The organism is Enterococcus sp. AZ084, from assembly GCF_051714905.1.
Classification (GTDB): Bacteria; Bacillota; Bacilli; order Lactobacillales; family Enterococcaceae; genus Enterococcus_B; species Enterococcus_B pernyi.
This window is the reverse complement of sequence record NZ_JBIOSS010000001.1, coordinates 2241819-2260047: the sequence shown is the minus strand read 5'-3', so window position 1 is coordinate 2260047 and position 18229 is coordinate 2241819. Positions and strand designations below refer to the sequence as shown.

General features: G+C 39.2%; 19 protein-coding genes. 13 read left to right on the top strand and 6 right to left on the bottom strand.

Annotated features, from left to right (window positions below; translation table 11 throughout):
• Positions 1 to 9 precede the first annotated feature (9 nt).
• The gene (locus tag IGI79_RS10315; protein WP_023520080.1) at positions 10 to 762 is read right to left on the bottom strand and encodes a threonine/serine exporter family protein; all 753 of its coding nucleotides are present in this window, start codon (positions 760 to 762) and stop codon (positions 10 to 12) included.
• A 224-nt stretch (positions 763 to 986) separates the two neighbouring features.
• Here IGI79_RS10315 and IGI79_RS10310 point away from each other — a divergent pair, with 224 nt between their 5' ends.
• The 8 genes from IGI79_RS10310 to tnpA all read left to right on the top strand — a co-directional run bounded on the left by IGI79_RS10310 (position 987) and on the right by tnpA (position 5290).
• Complete coding sequence (locus IGI79_RS10310) at positions 987 to 1376, top strand: TetR/AcrR family transcriptional regulator (RefSeq protein ID WP_195274332.1); 390 nt, start codon at positions 987 to 989, stop codon at positions 1374 to 1376.
• Positions 1377 to 1379: 3 nt separating this feature from the next.
• Positions 1380 to 1760, top strand: a complete 381-nt coding sequence (locus tag IGI79_RS10305; protein ID WP_019723841.1) for a hypothetical protein — start codon at positions 1380 to 1382, stop codon at positions 1758 to 1760.
• Between the two features lie 282 nt (positions 1761 to 2042).
• Positions 2043 to 2762: a DNA/RNA non-specific endonuclease gene (locus IGI79_RS10300; RefSeq protein WP_195274334.1), complete on the top strand. Its 720-nt coding sequence runs from the start codon at positions 2043 to 2045 to the stop codon at positions 2760 to 2762.
• Between the two features lie 258 nt (positions 2763 to 3020).
• A complete protein-coding gene (locus IGI79_RS10295) occupies positions 3021 to 3287 on the top strand; it encodes an IreB family regulatory phosphoprotein (RefSeq protein WP_002290885.1) in 267 nt (88 codons plus the stop codon).
• Positions 3284 to 3715 (top strand): Holliday junction resolvase RuvX, encoded by a 432-nt coding sequence (gene ruvX / locus IGI79_RS10290; RefSeq protein WP_019723844.1) that lies wholly within the window; start codon positions 3284 to 3286, stop codon positions 3713 to 3715. The genes IGI79_RS10295 and ruvX overlap by 4 nt, the downstream gene beginning before the upstream one ends.
• 21 nt (positions 3716 to 3736) lie before the next feature.
• Entirely contained in the window at positions 3737 to 4042 is a 306-nt protein-coding gene (locus IGI79_RS10285) for a DUF1292 domain-containing protein (protein ID WP_010734809.1), read from the top strand.
• 150 nt (positions 4043 to 4192) lie between these two features.
• Positions 4193 to 4627 (top strand): GNAT family N-acetyltransferase, encoded by a 435-nt coding sequence (locus IGI79_RS10280; RefSeq protein ID WP_195274336.1) that lies wholly within the window; start codon positions 4193 to 4195, stop codon positions 4625 to 4627.
• Positions 4628 to 4834: 207 nt separating this feature from the next.
• Positions 4835 to 5290 (top strand): IS200/IS605 family transposase, encoded by a 456-nt coding sequence (tnpA, locus tag IGI79_RS10275; protein WP_100917284.1) that lies wholly within the window; start codon positions 4835 to 4837, stop codon positions 5288 to 5290.
• A 162-nt stretch (positions 5291 to 5452) separates the two neighbouring features.
• Here tnpA and IGI79_RS10270 read toward each other — a convergent pair whose 3' ends face one another.
• The 3 genes from IGI79_RS10270 to IGI79_RS10260 all read right to left on the bottom strand — a co-directional run bounded on the left by IGI79_RS10270 (position 5453) and on the right by IGI79_RS10260 (position 10424).
• Entirely contained in the window at positions 5453 to 6775 is a 1323-nt protein-coding gene (locus IGI79_RS10270; protein WP_104872777.1) for a 2-hydroxycarboxylate transporter family protein, read from the bottom strand.
• A 272-nt stretch (positions 6776 to 7047) separates the two neighbouring features.
• A complete protein-coding gene (locus IGI79_RS10265; RefSeq protein ID WP_438845930.1) occupies positions 7048 to 8688 on the bottom strand; it encodes a malolactic enzyme in 1641 nt (546 codons plus the stop codon).
• Positions 8689 to 9029: 341 nt separating this feature from the next.
• Positions 9030 to 10424, bottom strand: coding sequence for a PLP-dependent aminotransferase family protein (locus IGI79_RS10260; RefSeq protein ID WP_438845929.1), 1395 nt, complete (start codon positions 10422 to 10424; stop codon positions 9030 to 9032).
• A 92-nt stretch (positions 10425 to 10516) separates the two neighbouring features.
• On the opposite strand from IGI79_RS10260, the gene IGI79_RS10255 reads away from it, so the two are divergent.
• Positions 10517 to 11476, top strand: coding sequence for an ornithine cyclodeaminase family protein (locus IGI79_RS10255; protein WP_438845928.1), 960 nt, complete (start codon positions 10517 to 10519; stop codon positions 11474 to 11476).
• Between the two features lie 7 nt (positions 11477 to 11483).
• On the top strand, positions 11484 to 12266 hold the full coding sequence (locus IGI79_RS10250) for a PhzF family phenazine biosynthesis protein (protein ID WP_438845927.1): 783 nt from the start codon (positions 11484 to 11486) through the stop codon (positions 12264 to 12266).
• A gap of 312 nt (positions 12267 to 12578) precedes the next feature.
• Here IGI79_RS10250 and IGI79_RS10245 read toward each other — a convergent pair whose 3' ends face one another.
• Both IGI79_RS10245 and IGI79_RS10240 read right to left on the bottom strand, forming a co-directional pair.
• Positions 12579 to 13682, bottom strand: a complete 1104-nt coding sequence (locus IGI79_RS10245) for an alpha-hydroxy-acid oxidizing protein (protein WP_271553623.1) — start codon at positions 13680 to 13682, stop codon at positions 12579 to 12581.
• A 241-nt stretch (positions 13683 to 13923) separates the two neighbouring features.
• Positions 13924 to 14691, bottom strand: coding sequence for a DeoR/GlpR family DNA-binding transcription regulator (locus IGI79_RS10240; RefSeq protein ID WP_438845926.1), 768 nt, complete (start codon positions 14689 to 14691; stop codon positions 13924 to 13926).
• 176 nt (positions 14692 to 14867) lie between these two features.
• On the opposite strand from IGI79_RS10240, the gene ulaG reads away from it, so the two are divergent.
• The 3 genes from ulaG to IGI79_RS10225 all read left to right on the top strand — a co-directional run bounded on the left by ulaG (position 14868) and on the right by IGI79_RS10225 (position 18227).
• The gene (gene ulaG, locus IGI79_RS10235) at positions 14868 to 15929 is read left to right on the top strand and encodes an L-ascorbate 6-phosphate lactonase (protein ID WP_438845925.1); all 1062 of its coding nucleotides are present in this window, start codon (positions 14868 to 14870) and stop codon (positions 15927 to 15929) included.
• A 168-nt stretch (positions 15930 to 16097) separates the two neighbouring features.
• On the top strand, positions 16098 to 16553 hold the full coding sequence (locus IGI79_RS10230) for a PTS sugar transporter subunit IIA (RefSeq protein WP_438846072.1): 456 nt from the start codon (positions 16098 to 16100) through the stop codon (positions 16551 to 16553).
• A gap of 183 nt (positions 16554 to 16736) precedes the next feature.
• Positions 16737 to 18227 carry a PTS ascorbate transporter subunit IIC gene (locus IGI79_RS10225; RefSeq protein ID WP_438845924.1) on the top strand — a complete coding sequence of 497 codons (1491 nt, stop codon included), beginning with the start codon at positions 16737 to 16739 and terminating at the stop codon, positions 18225 to 18227.
• Positions 18228 to 18229 lie beyond the last annotated feature (2 nt).

Here is an 18229-nt window from a genome sequence, read left to right as displayed (position 1 = left end):
AGTCCTTTCTTAGTAGAAGATTTGAAAGATAAAGGCGATTGCAAAACCAATCATCGCCGCAGTCATCATCGCTTCTGCTCCACGAGAAACACCAGAAACGTAGTGCCCCGCTAATAGATCACGAATCGCGTTGGTGATTTGAACACCAGGAACCAACGGCATGACACAACCAATGATGATCAAATCCTGATTGAGACCGATTCCTAAACGCACACTTAAAATAGCGGCAATGCCGATAATCAAAGAGGAAAGGAATTCAGCTAAAAACTTGATTCTAAAAAAACGCAAACTGCAAAGATAAACAATGTAGCCCACTCCCCCAATCGACAATGTGATCGGTAAATCTTTCAATTCGCCACCAAATAAAATCATGATCGTCCCGCTAATGATAGCAGCGCTGATGATTTGTAGCCATACTGGGAACATCCGTCGATCTTTCTCGACTTCTTGTAATGCGCTATATAGTTCTTCCAAAGTCAATTCATTGGCAACATATTTTCTTGAAAGGTTATTGACCTTGACTACTCTTTCTAAATTGATCGTTCGATTGGTGATTTGTTCCATGCGGATCGTCGAAGTCCGATCAAATCCGATAAATAGTCCTGTTTGGGTCACGTAGCTAACTAAACGATAATTTCCAGAAGCAGAAGCGATCCGACTCATCGTATCTTCTACACGGTACATCTCTGCATTACTTTCCGTCATTATTTTTCCCGCCAATAAACAGGTATTAAGCAATAAATCTAAATCTCTTTCTGGCATGGCATTTTCTCCAATAGTTGTTTTCTTGTATTTATTTTACTACAAACAAATTGGAAAACGTATAAAAAGAAAACTTGAATCTCAAAAATCAGCAGTGAAAGGGAAAATAAGAGCCAAGTGAGAGCAATGCTGAAGAGAGCCAAGTGTTAAGTCAACAGTTAGGATAAATCAAGCTTTTTGGTTAATTGTTGACCAATCGTTCAATAATGTGACATAATTAAGTTATGGGAAGAACGAGAGAATTTAATGAAGAGAAAGTTTTACTAGAATCGGCAAAAATATTTGCCAAAAATGGGTATGCAGGGACGTCGATCAGTCAATTGGTAAAGGCGACTGGCTTGCTTCGAGGAAGTTTATACTCTGCTTATTATAGTAAAGCTTGTTTATTTACGACTTGCTTTAACTATATAGCTGAAGATGGAGTGACTGATAATGGGTTATTGATTGATTTATTGATCATCGCATTATTAGAACGTACGGCAGATGACAACGAAGTAAAGAAAGTCGCACAGAAGGTAATCACCGCTTTGGAAGAGAAAAACGAAGGTTCGATTGAAACGATCATTGCTGATCGAATCATGCGTCGAGCGAATCTTACGGACAGGAGGAAGTAGAAAATGGCTAAAGTTGAAATCCAAAATGATCGATTGATCATCAGTATGGAGGGCGTACGAAAACTGTGGGCATTGAAAAATGAAATATCCACACCATTATCCAATGTATTAGGCGCAACTGTGGATGCCGATGTCTGGGAAGATACACCGAAATTTGGCGAAAAAAGAATGGGCGTTGATGCCTATGGATATTATTTTGCCGGAACATTCGTCCAAGATTCAAACAAGGTATTTTATGACCTCAAAAGAAAAGAAAACGCAGTCGTTATCACACTAAAAGATGAAGAATTCAATCGTCTCATCATTGGAGTAGAAGACCCAGAAGCAACAGTCGCGATGATTGAACAGGCAATGAACAAAGCAAGTTTTGTAAAAGAAATTTGAAATAGGAATAGATGTTGAGCGCCTAATTGTCCTATCAAAAAACGTATTCACTTGGTGATAGAATAGATAAGAAGATCAATCGAATCGAGTGATGAAGTTTTAGTAACAACCTAGATTTCCTTTCACGTGGAAATTTAGGTTGTTTATTTTAGGAAATAGACTAAACATGCGTATATAATTTTTGAAGAAGGAATTGTTGAAAGAATTTAAACACTTCTTTATTAAAAAAAGGGGAACGTATGTTAAGATTTATGAAGTTCGACTGAATAAAGGAGTAGATACATGAACAAAAAAACAACCAAAACAATCATAGGAGTCGCAGTTGCTCTTTTAGCTGGTGCACTAGGGATTTCAACGACGCAAAAAGACTCTGATCTCATTCAACAGCTAACAGGTTTATTCGATTCAAAACCTCAAGTCTCACAAGTGGCGAATGTTCCTGAATATGACGGCACGCACCAAGAAATCGACATCAATCAAAATAAGCCGACCTTTACAAAAGAAGAACTGAGCTTAGAAAAAGGAACGTGGGAAAGTTATTCTGATATCGATCGACTGAATCGTGTAGGTCAAGCCAATGCCATGTTAGGAAAAGAGATGTTCCCTAAAGAAAAACGTGAGTCTCTTTATATCGATCCTACAGGTTGGAAACAAAAAAAATTGAGTGACGGACAATGGCTTTACAATCGAAGCCACTTGATAGGTTTTCAGCTAACTGGTCAAAACAATAACATCAAAAATTTGATGACAGGGACTCGTTCGTTGAATACCCCTCATATGCTGGCACATGAAAATGATATTGCCGCATACATCAAAGAAACCAATCATCACGTTCGCTATCGGGTAACACCACATTTTGAAGGAGAAGAACTAGTAGCACGAGGTGTTCAGTTAGAAGCCCAAAGCATTGAAGATAACCAAATCTCGTTCAATGTGTTTATCTATAATGTGCAAGACGGTTATACGATCAACTATCAAACGGGGCAAGCTAAGAAAACATGATCCATAGGCGTTCGTTATTTGAATATTTTGTGAATTTTTTGAAAAAACAGAGAAAAGACTTATTTTTGATTAAATATCACGTATACTGTAAGAAAGTGTACTCATAAATGTTGGAATCGATACAATCAAATAAGAAATCATTATTATTTTTATATTTCCAGCGAAGTTGGAATATTTATTTGTAGTTTTACCACATTTCGAGTAAAATAAAGGGTGTAGAGGGTAATTTGACTACCCTGCGGAAAGAGGTGTAGAATCATGGGTTTTACAGATGAAACCGTACGTTTTGGTTTTGATGATAGTCGTAAAAAAGAAGTCAGCGAAACATTAGCGATCGTTTATCGGGCTTTGGAAGAAAAAGGCTACAATCCAATCAACCAGATTGTGGGCTACTTGCTTTCTGGAGACCCGGCCTACATTCCTCGTTATCGTGATGCAAGGAATCTGATCCGTCGTCATGAACGCGATGAAATCATGGAAGTGATCGTCAAAGACTATCTCTCAAATCATGGAGTGAATCTATGAGAGTGATGGGCTTGGATGTCGGCTCAAAGACTGTAGGTGTCGCTGTTAGTGATCCTTTTGGCTGGACTGCACAAGGCGTAGAGATCATTCGTATCGATGAAGATAAAGAAGAATTTGGATTTGAACGATTGGCAGAACTGGTCAAACAGTACGAAGTAGATCGTTTTGTTGTAGGCTTGCCGAAAAACATGAATAATTCAATCGGTCCGAGAGCAGAAAGCTCAATGGCTTACGGAGAAAAGATCAAAGAAATGTTTTCTCTACCAGTCGACTATCAAGATGAACGACTGACTACCGTCCAAGCAGAACGCATGTTGGTCGAACAGGCAAATACGTCAAGAGCAAAAAGAAAAAAAGTCATCGATAAGCTTGCTGCGGTGATGATTTTACAAAATTATTTAGATGGTTCGGGAAAACAACTATTTTAAAAAATGAAAAGAGGGGTTCTAATGGCAGAACACAATCATACACATGATCATGAAGGACATGAACATATCACATTGGTCGATGATCAAGGAAATGAAACATTATACGAAATCTTGTTAACAGTCGATGGACAAGAAGAATTTGGTCGTAACTACGTATTGCTTTATCCAGCCGGCGTACCGGAAGATGAAGATGTAGAATTACAAGCCTATGCCTACGTTGAAAACGAAGACGGAACAGAAGGCGAATTAGAACAAATCGAAACAGATGCTGAATGGGATATGATCGAAGAGGTCTTCAATACATTCATGGCTGAAGAAGAAGAATAGTATTAAAATAGTGGAGAAACCTTGAAATGACAAGGTTTCTCTTTTTTTATCATTCTTTTGATCAAGGAATTGACCATGGTTTATTTCGATAGAAAAATCCATACTATCTTTAGCATAGTACTTAACCTTAGAGAAGAAAGGAAGAACAAAATGATCAGAACTGCTCGTGTGGAGGATGCAGAAACCATAAACAAGCTAAATAAGGAAGAATTAGGGTATGAGATGCCACTTTCGGAAACAACGAAGCAATTAAAATGTATCTTGGCACAGCCAGAGATCTATGTCATTGATGTTTATGAGGAAGAAGGGACGAGGAAAGTATTAGGATATGTCCATGCCCAAAAGTATGCAACATTGTTAAGTCCAACGTTGTTCAATATTTTAGCATTAGCAGTTTCTTCAAAAGCGCAACATCAAGGAATTGGCAGACGATTGATGGAGAGTGTTGAGAAGCAAGGAAAAGAACGTGGCTACTTTGGTGTTCGACTAAACTCTGGCGAACATCGCAACGAGGCACATCGTTTTTATGAACGTATCGGCTATCATTCAACAAAATGGCAAAAACTATTTCTAAAGGAATCATGAATATCATCGTACAAAAAAACTTCTCGAATAAGAATCGAGAAGTTTTTTTACATTGTTGTCTTTAGACCAAGTTGAGCTCGCAAAGCGAGTGAAACAGAAAACCACCTGCTATGCGGGTGGGGAATAAAAGGTTCTACCAAAAAGCCCTTCCTATCGTTAAAATATGATTGTTCAGGTCATATTGATAACGAAAGGAAGGGAAAAGAAATGGCTAATAAAGCAAATAGTTTAGCCCATACAAAGTGGTTGTGCAAATACCACATTGTATTCACACCAAAGTATAGAAGAAAAATCATCTATAATCAATATCGAGCAAGTATTCAAGAAATTATCAAACGACTATGCAAGTACAAGGGAGTAGAAATCTTGGAGGGACATATGATGCCAGATCACGTCCATCTGTTATTGAGTATCCCGCCAAAAATAAGTGTGTCAAGTTTTATGGGTTATCTTAAAGGAAAGAGTGCATTGATGATTTTTGATAAGCATGCAAATTTAAAATATAAATTTGGCAATCGACATTTTTGGGCAGAAGGATATTATGTAAGCACTGTGGGATTGAATGAAGCGACCATAAGGAAATACATTCAAGAACAGGAGAAACATGATATAGCGCTAGATAAATTGAGCGTTCGAGAATATGAAGACCCTTTTAAGGGTTAAAGAGTAGAACAAACACCTTTTTAAAGGTAGGCAAAAGTGACAAAGGCAATATGGCTTGAACATGAAATGAGAAAGCCAGCGTCTTTAGGCGCTGGCCGGTGTTAAGGGCTTATAGCCCTAGAGCAAACCACCCTTTTGAAGGGTGGTTATGATTCATTCGAATTAAGAGAATAGTTGCATCAAAAATCCTGAAATGATCAAGACGATCGCTCCGCCTAAACGATTGCCCATTTGAGCAAAAGCAATCAATTCCATACGGTTTGCTGCGGATAAGACGGCAACATTTCCTGTACCACCCATAGAGTTGTTACATAGTCCTGCTGTGATCGTTGATTCGATCGGATAAAGTCCGAATAGACGACCGACAAAAGCAGATACAAGAGAGATGACGATGACACTGGTCAAGCAAAGTACGACGAATTGCCATGTTAAAGCAGAGGCTAAAACATTCAAGTTCAATAAGGCAATCCCGATACCTGCTAAAACAGCTGCTGTTAAGTTTTTAACAATCAAGTTATTGAACATGATCGCTGCATCTTCATAATATTCAGGAAGAATATTGGTGATTTTACAAATGACTACGATAATGATCATAAAAGCATACGCATGAACTTTCGGTACAAAGTAATTACCGATTTGGCCAAGAATAAAGAAGGTGATCGAAACCATCAAACCAACACCTAATTGAGGGATAGAAGGTTTCACATTGCGTGGTTTGCCGTCGCCTAGATCGCCTTTTTCCATCAGTTTCCCATTACCATTCAATTTTGGCATGGATTGTCCAGCACGAGCCACTAAAGCAGCACCGATAATGGCAAGGACATTTGTCATTGCGGTTGCAGGGATCAAACGTGAAATAATAGCAGAAGCGTCTGTTCCTAAGACGTTTGCGTAAATAGTTGATAGTGGAACAGCACCAGCACCTACACCACCAGCCATAGCAGGTAAAGAGATGTATAATACGGAATTAGCGAAGCCATTACCAATCAACATTCCCACTAGTCCAACCGCAAAAAATGAGACAACCATAGAAATAAGTGCAACAGGGATAAAACGAACGGAAGCTTTCATCAATAATTTACGGTTCATTCCTAGAATACTTCCGGTAATCAAAGCAGCGATATAAAAGTCTAAAAAGCCCATGTTGTTGACAAAGTTTTCAGTTGATTTCACGACATAATCAGGTAAAATGCCAAAGGTTGCGATAGCTGCGGAAGCGAAGATCGCAAAAACAGAGCCACCACCTAAATAACTTTTGACGATTGGGATTTTTGTACCGATAAAATGGAAAAGATTCCCAAAAATGACGAGGATAGCGATTGGGCCAATCATATTTGTTGGTAATTTTCCTAATGCCATTGCAACGATGAGGACGAGAACCATGATCAAATAAATAGGTAAGCTAACACCGCTGATTTTTGTTTCCCAAAACCCCTCTTTTTTTGCCTTTTCGACTGTAGAAGTCGTTTGTTCTTGATGTAACATTCTTACAGATCCTTTCTTTGATTAACGTAAGAGGAGTTGCGAATTAACTGGAAAACAGTCCATTCTGTTCCTCAATCAACTCCAATTTTTAACGGCAGAAAACACCCCTTGGATCGATTCATTGAAAAATAGTTGTTTTTCCTATTTCTCCAAGCCTGAAGGATCCAAGGAACTGATGTTTGTCATGCGTTTTTTTTTAGTTCAAATTTCTATCTGTTCAAAGGTGATCGAGTACCAAATAGTGTGAAAGAGTAATTAGCGTGGTGAGCTAGTTACGCTTCTAGATCTTGATATTCGGGTACCCATTTGGCTGCTTCGACAGCTGCTTTGATGTCAGTGATTTCTTCACGGTTCAATTGTTGATCGACGACTGATTGAGCCACTGTTTCAGCAATCGTTTGTGAGAATTCAGTGATTCTTGCAACTGGTGGTAAAATAGCTGCCCCTGGTTTTGTAACATCAACGATCCCACCTAATGCACGACTTGCTTGTGAGATGATCTCAGCATTCACACGAGTAGCTGTTGAAGCAATCAAACCAAGTCCTAATCCTGGATACATCAATGCATTATTTGCTTGTCCGATTTGATAAGTCACGCCATTGTACTCCACATCATCCGCAGGGATACCTGTTCCGACTAATGCTTTTCCATCTGTCCATTCAATCAAATCTTTTGCTTTTGCTTCTGCCAGTTTTGTTGGATTAGACAAAGGCATGATGATTGGTCGTGGTGTATGACTTGCCATGTCTTTAACGATTTCTTCTGTGAATGCCCCTGGTTGAGTAGATGTACCGATCATGATCGTTGGGTGGATCGCTTTGACAACTGCTTCTAAATTAGTCAATTCTTCACTATTAGCAAATTCTGAACGTTTACGTGCAAAAGGAATTTGTCCAGGAGTCAAGCCTTCAGTATCTTCAAATAATAAACCTTGTTTATCCACTTGATAGAAGTGTTTGCGTGCTTCTTCTTCTGGCACACCTTGACGAATCATTTCATCTAATAAGATATTAGCGATACCGACTCCAGCTGTTCCAGCTCCAAATGTTAGGATTGTTTGATCCTTTAAGGCTTCACCAGAAATATTCAATCCGCCAAGTACACCAGCTAGTACGACGATCCCTGTTCCTTGGATGTCATCATTGAATGTCGTGATTTTGTCTTCATATTTTTCTAAGATCGTTGCGGCATTGCCACGACCAAAGTCTTCCCAGTGTAACAATAATTCAGGAAACAGCTCTGTAGCAGATGAAACAAATTGGTCGATGAATTCATAGTAAGAATCACCTTCGACACGCGCATGTTTGTTTCCTAGATATAACGGATTATTCAATAACTCTTCATTGTTGGTACCAGCATCGATCGATACAGGTAATACTTGCGCTGGATTGATACCAGCAGCTGCGGTATAAACCATTAATTTTCCGATTGCGATGTCAACACCATTGACGCCCCAGTCACCCATACCAAGGATTCCTTCTGCATCTGTAACAACGATCAAACGAATATCACGACCAGCTGCGGTATTTTTCAAGCTTTCTTTGATCAATTCTGGTTCATCGATCGAAAGAAATGCAGCATCTTGTGGTTTTAAGAAAATTTCATTGTATTGTTCGATTGCATCTGCGACCACTGGATCATATACTACCGGCATAAATTCTACTAAATGTTGCCCCATCAATTTATAGAAAAGTGTACGGTTTGTATTGAATAAGTTCATTAAGAAAATACGTTTTTCCAAATCAGTTTGTTTGCTTAGGTATTGGCCATATGCTTGCACAGATTGTTGTTCTAATGTTTGGACTGTGCTAGGAAGCATTCCGGCAATCCCGTATTTTTGACGTTCTTCTTTTGTAAAAGCAGTTCCTTTATTTAAAAATGGATTATTTAATAAGTTTAACCCTGTTAGCATGAGTGATTCCTCCTAAGTTTTAATACATACGAAGTATAGGATTCACTCGCGACTATAGTCAAAAGAGGTAGTTATGATAAATTTTTTTTATATGACAAAAGAAAAAAAGAGGAGAGTGGGACATTGGTTCTCTCCTACCACCTAAAACGAATAAACGGCGGGAACAGAAGTAACCTCTTCGGAAATAAGGCGCCATCCACAAAAATTTGAAGAACAATTTTCGTGGATGGCGCCTTATTTCTCGAGGCTGAACACTTCTGTCCCGACCTCTTCTTCGCTGTGGTTTCGATCAGTTAAAAACAAAAAGAACCAGTTGGATCGTTTTGATTTTATGGGGTAAATCATCGTTGAAAGTGAACGATTTCTTTTTTGACGATCTCAAGCCCTCTTGTTAAAACTTCCAAAGGATTAGAGGATAAAGCAATTCGAATAAAAGGATCATGTTGCGGTTGTGTTGTAAAACGATGCGAATGATAGATACGAATCCCTTTATTTAAAAAAGCTTGTTCGATTGTTTCTGGAGACAGGTCATTTCGAACAGCGATATGTCGATAAAAAGGAAGTGGATTGGTCGGTCGTGGCAAGTTGAAAAGTGTATCGAATCGTTCATTTGCTTGTTTTGTATATTTGGTTTTTGTTTCTAGTATATTCTGTGCGGTTTTAGAACATAAGATTTGCGTGACGATCTCAGTATCTAAACTCGAGGTTTTGACATTAATATTGAAAATTGCCTGTTGGATCTTTTGTTTGTACTTTTCGGGAAATACTAGAAAAGCAACACGCATGCCTGCACAGATAAACTTGGTCATTCCAGCAAGATAGATCGTTTGTTCAGGAAGTAACTGTTGGAATGAAGGGAGTGGCGTCTTTTGATTATAGGTAGTTAAAAAAGAATGGATGTCGTCTTCGATCACGATCAATTGTTCCTTTGCAATGACTTCTTTTAGCTGTTGCCTCCGTTCTGCAGATAGTTGAAAACCAATGGGATTGTTGCAAGAAGGCATCAGAAAAATACCGTGGATTTCTTTTTTTCGACATTCTTGTTCAAGCAATTCAGGAAGCATACCCTCCGCATCAAAATCAATCGGTACGATTTCCATATGATAAAGGTGAGCAAGTTCAATGAAATTTGAATAAGTATAGCGATCAACTGCCAAACGATCTCCTGGAGAAAACAGAGCAGCCAAAGTGACTGCCAAGCCATTTTGAACTCCTGAAACAATAGCGATCTGGTCATTTGAAGTATAGACACCTTGTGTTTCCAACCAATTTTTGGCAATCGTCAATTGATAGTTTGTCCCTAAAGGTTCACGGTAACTAAGAAGTCCGCTTGTCGCATGATTTTGGGCGACGGCTTGAATAAAAGGCGCAATCATTTCGTTGCATTCATCAAATGAACTGACTAACCCAAAATCAATGATATGATCAGGTACTTGATCAGAGGAAATAGTGATGGAGGTAAACGCATTTGGCGAAACAAACGTACCACTCCCGATACTTGTATAGAGCAACCCTTTTTCTAGGCCCAACTTATAAGCTTGACCAACCGTTGTGAAATTGATGTCTAAGAAATCAGCTAATTCTCTTTGGGAAGGCAACCTTGTATTTTTTTGTAATTTATTGGATAAAATATCAGCTTCTAGTTGCTTGATAAGGGATTGATAGATTGGGCGATGTAACTTTTTTCTATCTGGACGCCAAGTCAATGGATAGTTCTCATAAGAGTTGATTGACATACTCGTTCCTTCTTTCAAAATTGTATTCCATACAATTATATCATTGAATGTATTGTTTCCGAACGCTAGGATAGAAAAAAAGGAGGGGAAATATGCAAATCATCGATAGTCATGAAGTAATCACTCATTTTAGTTTTGCAGAAGCAATCAAAGTAATGGAACAGTGTTTTAAAGATTTTCAAGTCGGAAAGATTTCTCAAGAGAAGCGAATGGTCCAACAATTGCCAGATGGAGAAGACCAAAATATCTTTGCGATGATGCCTGCTTATCTAGGAAGTGATCGTTACTTTGGTTCTAAGATCATTACGGCATTTCCAAACAATCACAAACAAAAGCTACCTTCACATTTAGGTGAAATCATACTTTTCGATTCAAAAAATGGGCAACCTGTCGCGATGATCGATGCGAGTGCAGTCACTTGGATACGAACAGCAGCAGTTTCAGCATTAGCCACGAACTACTTAGCAAAGTCATCGGCAGATACACTCACATTGATTGGATCAGGGCAACAAGCGGCTTCGCATCTAGCTGCAATTACCTGTGTCCGAAAGATTCATCGGGTGTTTGTCTATGACTTAGATGAAGCACGAAGAAAACAATTTATCCTAGAACAGCAAAATAAATATCCTGAACTGTGCTTTATTGATTGTTCCACGTTGACTGAAGCGAACATAGAAGCAGATATTATCTGTACTTTAACACCTAGTAGACATGCTTTTTTATCAAAAAACGATGTTCAACCTGGTACACACATCAATGCGATCGGCACATTTACACCAGATACCCGTGAATTAACGAGTGATTTGATAGCATCTGGACAATTGTATGTGGATGATTATCAAGCGGTCAAAACGGAAAGTGGCGACTATTTGATTCCGCTGACAGAAGGGAAGATTGACCAGAAAAGCATTATCGGTTCTCTAGGTGAATTAGTCACCGGGCAGAAGACAGGGAGAACAGACGAACAAGCGATCACGATCTTCGATGCTGTTGGCTTAGCAGTGGAAGATTTATGTTGCGCCGAATATATTTATCAAAAAGTAAAGGAGTAGTTTATAAATGAATTTACCCTATTATGTAGTTGACGCCTTCACCAATGAAGTGTTCAAAGGAAATCCTGCGGCGGTCTTTGTATTAGACGAATGGCTACCTGATGATGTCATGCAAAAAATCGCCATCGAAAACAATCTATCGGAAACCGCCTTTACCGTTAGAAAAGAGAAGGGCTATGAGTTACGTTGGTTCACTCCAGAGCGTGAAATCGATTTATGTGGTCATGCGACTTTAGCCACTGCATTTGTATTGTTCCATTTCTATGGCATCAGTGAATCCACGATTTCATTTTCAACGCAAAGTGGTAATCTATATGTCACACAAAAAGAGCAAAAATATGCGATGGATTTTCCAAGTATCTTACCGGAACCGGTCGCTATATTACCAGAATACGAGCAAGTGCTTGGTGCCAACATAAAAGAAGCTTATCTGGCAAGGGACTTGTTTTTTGTTTTAGAAGATGAAGAGATAGTGGCAAATCTGACGCCTGACTATACGGCAATGACGCAATTAAAAGAAGGTGTCGGGGTAATCGTTACAGCTAAAGGAAAGAACGAAGATTTTGTTTCCAGAACCTTTTTTCCAAAACTAACGATCAATGAAGATCCAGTGTGTGGTTCGGCACATGCGAATTTGATTCCTTATTGGGCGCAAACGCTAGGAAAGAATGACCTAGTTGCTCAACAACTTTCTCCTAGAGGTGGGTTCTTGACTTGTCAGTGGTTAGGAGATCGCGTGATGATCAGTGGAGAGACAACTTTGTTTGCAAAAGGTGAAGCGTATATTTAGGATAACTCATATAACACTATATATAGCTGATATATGTATGTAGTTTCTATAAAAGTAGAGGGTATGATAACAGTATTCAATACCGCTAAATCAGCCAGAAGTAACCTCTTCGAAAAACAAGGCGCCATCCACAAAAATTTGAAAAACAATTTTCGTGGATGGCACCTTATTTCTCGAGGCTAAATACTTCTGTCTCGACCTCCTTCTGGCTTATTTTGAAGGCGGTCTTTTTGCTGACGGTGTATTCAGTTTCAAGCGTGTGAGATGGCTAAGGTAATAGCTCTCTCGTTCTTATTCTAAAGATTCCTTAGTTTAATAGAAACGATTTTCCCGTAATGTCACATTTTTGATATCTTCGACGGTTTGCGTTCCAGCTAGTTGCATCACCATTTCTAGTTCTTTTTTGAAGAAGTCGAATACTTGGTGGATGCCGGTACTTCCACCAAGAGCTAAACCGTAGATGGCAGGGCGACCGATTGCGACTAGATCGGCACCAGAAGCAATTGCTTTAAAGACATGCTGACCACGACGAACGCCGCTGTCGAAGACGATAGGCACACGTTTATCTACGGCTTCTGCTACATATTTCAAGGAATCAAATGCTGCTGGACCACCATCTAACTGACGACCGCCGTGATTAGATACCCAGATGCCATTTGCGCCCGCATCTAATGAACGATAGACATCGTCTTCTGATTGCACACCTTTTACATAAACGGGTAAGTCAGAATGAGCGGCAATAAATTCCACATCTTTTGGACTTAATTTTTGTTTTGAGGACTTATAAACTGCGTCCATCGTTTGTCCGACTCCTGATTGATAGGCTTGAACGATCGGCATTGGCAAAGGAAAGGTGAAGCCATTGCGAAGGTCGGTTTCTCGATTACCACCAACAGTTGCATCAGCTGTCAAAACGATTGCTTTTGCGCCATTACGTTTGGCCATCTCTAGAATATCTAAATTGATGCCGTTGTCTTTACTCATGTAAAACTGGAACCATTGTGGTGCGTCTGGACCACCGGCTTCGCGGATTTCTTCTAATGTACATGAAGCGTAAGAACTCGCTGTATAGATCGTATGAAAATCAGCGACTCCTTTAGCTGAAGCTTTTTCTGCATTTGTATGCGCTAAACCATGAGCTGCAATAGGCGCCATGATGATTGGGGCAGACAATGTTTCTTGGTCAAAGTAAGTCGTTGTATCTGGAATTTCTACATCTTTTAAAACATGAGGAATAATCAATTGATGATTGAATGATTGCACGTTTTCTTGATACGTAAAGAGATCTCCGGCACCACTACTGATATAACCGTATCCGCCAGTAGGAATCACTTGAGCTGCTGCCATTTCTAAATCTTCTGTATTGATAAAACTGATTTGCCCTTCTTGTGAGCCAGCTTGATAAATCATTTCCATAAAACAATCCTTCTTTCTTAGTATCGATCAATAAATAATATCGTTTTTTTGTCAGCGTTTACATTTTTATACTACGCCTTGTTTTTAAAACAGGCAAATAATCTGTTTTATTTTATTTAACTGAACGAAGAAACACTGCTATGAGAGAGGGGAAGTATGCTCAGGATGCTTGAATCCAAAAAGTGGATATATTGATATCTGTTTTTTATCTGTTAGCAACTTTGGTAAAATTTTTCTTTTTTTACAAACTCACTCGAATAACAGTGACACCTAGTTGTTCGATTTTTTTTGCAAGTTTAGGTGAACAATGCTGATCGGTGATCAAATAGTCAAAGGCAGAGACATCAGCGATCTTAAATTGTGAAGTCCGGCCAATCTTGCGATGATCTGCAACAAGGATACGACATTTACTACTCTTTTTGATCATCCATTCGTTGATTTTAGATTCATTTAAAATTTTTGTCGTCACACCATTATCCAAATCTACTCCGCTACATCCGATGATACAAACATCTGCATTCATATCTGCTAATGTCCGAGCGGCAATGTCTCCAACCAAAATTTCTTTAGGTACACGTAATTCGCCACCAGTGAGGATATAAGTATAGTTTCCTGGTCTGACGCAAGAAACGACCTTTAAATTATTCGTTACGACGGTGACGTGATCCGATTCTAAATAATCAAGTGTAGCCAAGGCAGTGGAACTTGAATTGATAAATACTGTGTCATAATCTCCAATATATTGACTAGCAAAACGAGCGATTTGATGCTTGATCCACGTTGGTCCAGATAGATCAAAATTTGTCTGATTGTCATAGTTGAAGAGGCAATAGCCGTGTTCACGAATAATCTCATTTTTTTCTTCTAATAATGTCAGATCACGACGAATCGTACTAAGGGAGACATGAAGCTTTTCAGACAGTTCGATCGTGGTCATTTGATTGCGCCCTTGTAATAGATCAAGTATTTTATTACGTCTTTTTTCAATCGCCGACAGAGAATTTTTCATTGTTATCCTTCCTTTTCTATTAATTTTTTTCTCTATATGACTGATTATAGCTATACGAGCATAAAAAAAATGTAAACAATCACATAAAGTAATAACAGTCATATAAAGCTATTCCAATCGTTATGATAGCGCTCTATTATTTATGTATACCTAAAGTAAAAAGGGGGCAATGGCGCATGAATGTATCAGAAGTAACAAAAGAAGATTGGTTGCGTTCGACTTTTCCAGAATGGGGAACCTATCTGAACGAAGAAATCGAAATGGAACAAGTAAAAGAAAAAAGCGTATCTATATGGTGGTTAGGGTGTACAGGGATTTGGCTGAAGACTCATGAAGGCACAAATATCCTCTGTGACTTATGGTGTGGGACAGGTAAACGGACCCACGGGAACGGACAGATGAAAAAAGGGCATCAGATGATGCGTATGAGCGGTACAGAAAAGATGCAACCGAATTTACGTACACAACCTTTTGTGATCGACCCATTTGCGATCAAAAATGTGGATGCATTAGTGGTAACACATATCCATTCCGATCATCTGGATATCCACACTGCCGCAGCTGTTCATCAAAATTGTCCAGAGGCTTTATTTATTGGCCCCAAAGCAGTAGTAGAAACATGGCTATCTTGGGGGATACCTAAAGAAAAGACTCAGGTGGTCAAACCGGGTGATATCGCTTTGATCAATGAACTAGAGATCGTTGCGTTGGAAGCCTTTGATCGTACGGCATTGATCACGCATGATGATCCTAATGTGCAATTAAAAGATCAGTTGCCTCAAGAAATGGATACGATCGCTGTCAATTATCTTTTCAAAACATCGGGAGGGACGATCTACCACGCAGGGGATTCCCATTATTCCAACCTCTTTGCCAAACATGGCAATGAACATCAAATCGATGTTTGTCTAGGTGCATATGGTGAAAATCCGCGTGGTATCACTGATAAGATGACCGCTAGTGATTTGTTGAGAATGGCAGAATCGCTAAGAGCTCAAGTAGTGATCCCAGTCCATTATGATATTTGGTCAAATTTCATGGCTGATCCTAGCGAGATCACTCAATTATGGCGTATGAAAAAAGACCGTTTGGCTTATCAGTTTTCTCCTTATATTTGGCAAGTAGGTGGTAAATATACGTATCCAGATAACAGACAAGACTTAGCCTTCAATTTTGATCGTGGCTTCCATGATGTCTTCACCCAAGAAAATGATACGCCATTTCCATCATTTTTATAGGAGAACAAGAGATAGATGACAAAAAATCAGCTGAACCGAGATTTTTTGTAAGTGAAAGTAAAAGCGAGGAGGAAGAACGTATCAAAGCAAGTGAACGTAAGATAAAGTCGTCTCTTGATAAGAATACGCCGTTGTCGAACGAATGATTGCTTGATGCTGTTTGTAAATATGTTGAGATATTTTTATGAGAATGGCTTAGTCAATTATGTAGAAACTACGATCGCTGATTGGCGAATGGCAATTGAGGAGAGTAGTCGCCATTTATTAGAAAAAAGAATCATCGATCATGTATACGTAGAAGAAATGATTCGCAGTATCGAAGAACATGGCGCATATATCCTGATTGCTCCCCACGTTGCTATGCCTCATGCCATGCAAGGTGGCTCAAATGTTTTTGGAACAGCGATTTCCTTTACTAAAATGAAAGTTCCCGTTCTTTTTGAAGAAGGGGGACAGTCTGCCAGTCTTTTCTTCACCTTAGCAGCCAAAGAGCCGGACCAACACTTGAAAAACATTCAATCATTATCAGAATTACTGATGCAAGATGGTTTGATCGAAGCGCTACTTGCGACAGAAACGATCGAAGATTATCAAGTAATCATGGAGAAATACGAGCCAACATAGGAAGATATAGCCTGTTACTTGATAAGTTTGGTTGATGAGGAACATTAGACGGAAAGCAAATGGACATAAAAGATAAATTTTCAACTAAAAAATACGATGTAAGGGAGGGAGACCGTCTACACGAAAACCATAACATCTAGCATCGTTTGATGATTTATTCTGGTTTTTTGGTAACGGAAAAATATGGGAGAGATCTTGATGGAGATATGGACGTATTTTGCGACAAATATTTTAACTCAACCAGCCTACTTGATCGGTTCGATCGTTTTATTAGGGTATGTACTCCTTGGTCGACCATTATATGAATGTCTAGCTGGTTTTTTGAAAGCAACTGTAGGTTATTTGATTTTAGCTGTAGGTTCAGGCGGATTAGTGAACAATTTCCGGCCGATCTTAGTCGGTTTAAAGGATCGTTTTGATCTTGAGGCGATGGTGACTGATCCCTACTTTGGTCAAAATGCTGTAGATGCAGGGTTGATGGAGACGTTTGGGCGAACATTCAGTGATGTGATGATTTTATTATTGATTGCATTCGTGTTGAATATCCTGTTAGTTCGTTTCCAAAAATATACGAAACTCCGAGCTGTTTTTACGACAGGTAATGTCCAGATCCAGCAAGCAGCTACAGCTTTTTGGATTTTACTTTTCTGTTTTCCTGAGTTAGGAAGAGTAGAAGTATTAGTGTTTATGGGGATTATTTTAGGGTGTTACTGGGCAGTTGCTTCTAATTTGACTGTTGGTGTGACACAAGAACTGACGGAAGGTGCTGGTTTTGCGATTGCTCACCAACAGATGTTTGGGGTATACCTATTTTCCACCTTAGCGAAGTGGTGGCAAAAAAACAGTCGTAAAAAAAGTGGGAATAGAAAAGCTGATAAGAAGCTTGAAGATATGGAACTTCCAGGTTTCTTATCCATCTTCAACGAGAATATGGTGGCAACTTCTTTATTGATGTTGTTCTTCTTTGGCATCATATTGTTGGTACTAGGACAAGAGTATTTGATCGAGTCGGAGTTTATGGCACCAGGACAAAGTTTCGTTTTCTACATACTGACAACTTCCTTGAACTTTGCAGTGTATTTAGCCATTTTACAACTTGGTGTCCGGACCTTTGTGGATGAGTTGACACAATCTTTCCAAGGAATCTCAAATACTATTTTACCAGGGGCTGTGCCGGGGATCGACGTGGCTGCAACTTTCGGTTTCGGTTCACCAAATGCTGTAACGATCGGATTTTTATTTGGTGCATTAGGACAATTCTTGATGATCATCTTATTGATCGTCTTCCGATCACCAACGATCGTGATTGCTGGATTCATCCCGCTATTTTTTGATAATGCGGTCATCGCTGTTTTCTCTAATAATCGTGGCGGGTTCAAAGCGGCATGCTTGTTCCCGTTCTTATCAGGGCTGATCCAAGTCGGTGGTTCTGCACTCTTTGCAACGTGGATCGGATTGTCTCGTTACGGAGGATACATCGGTATGTTTGATTGGGCGAGTGCTTGGCCAGCTTTTACAGTAATGATGAAATTTTTAGGATATGCAGGTGTCGTATTAGTCGTCATAGGTCTATTACTCATTCCCCAATTGCAATATCGAAAAAATCCAGAAGGGTATTTCTTGATCGTTGAGGATTATCAAAAATATAAAGAGAAATTTGGAGAAAATAATTAATT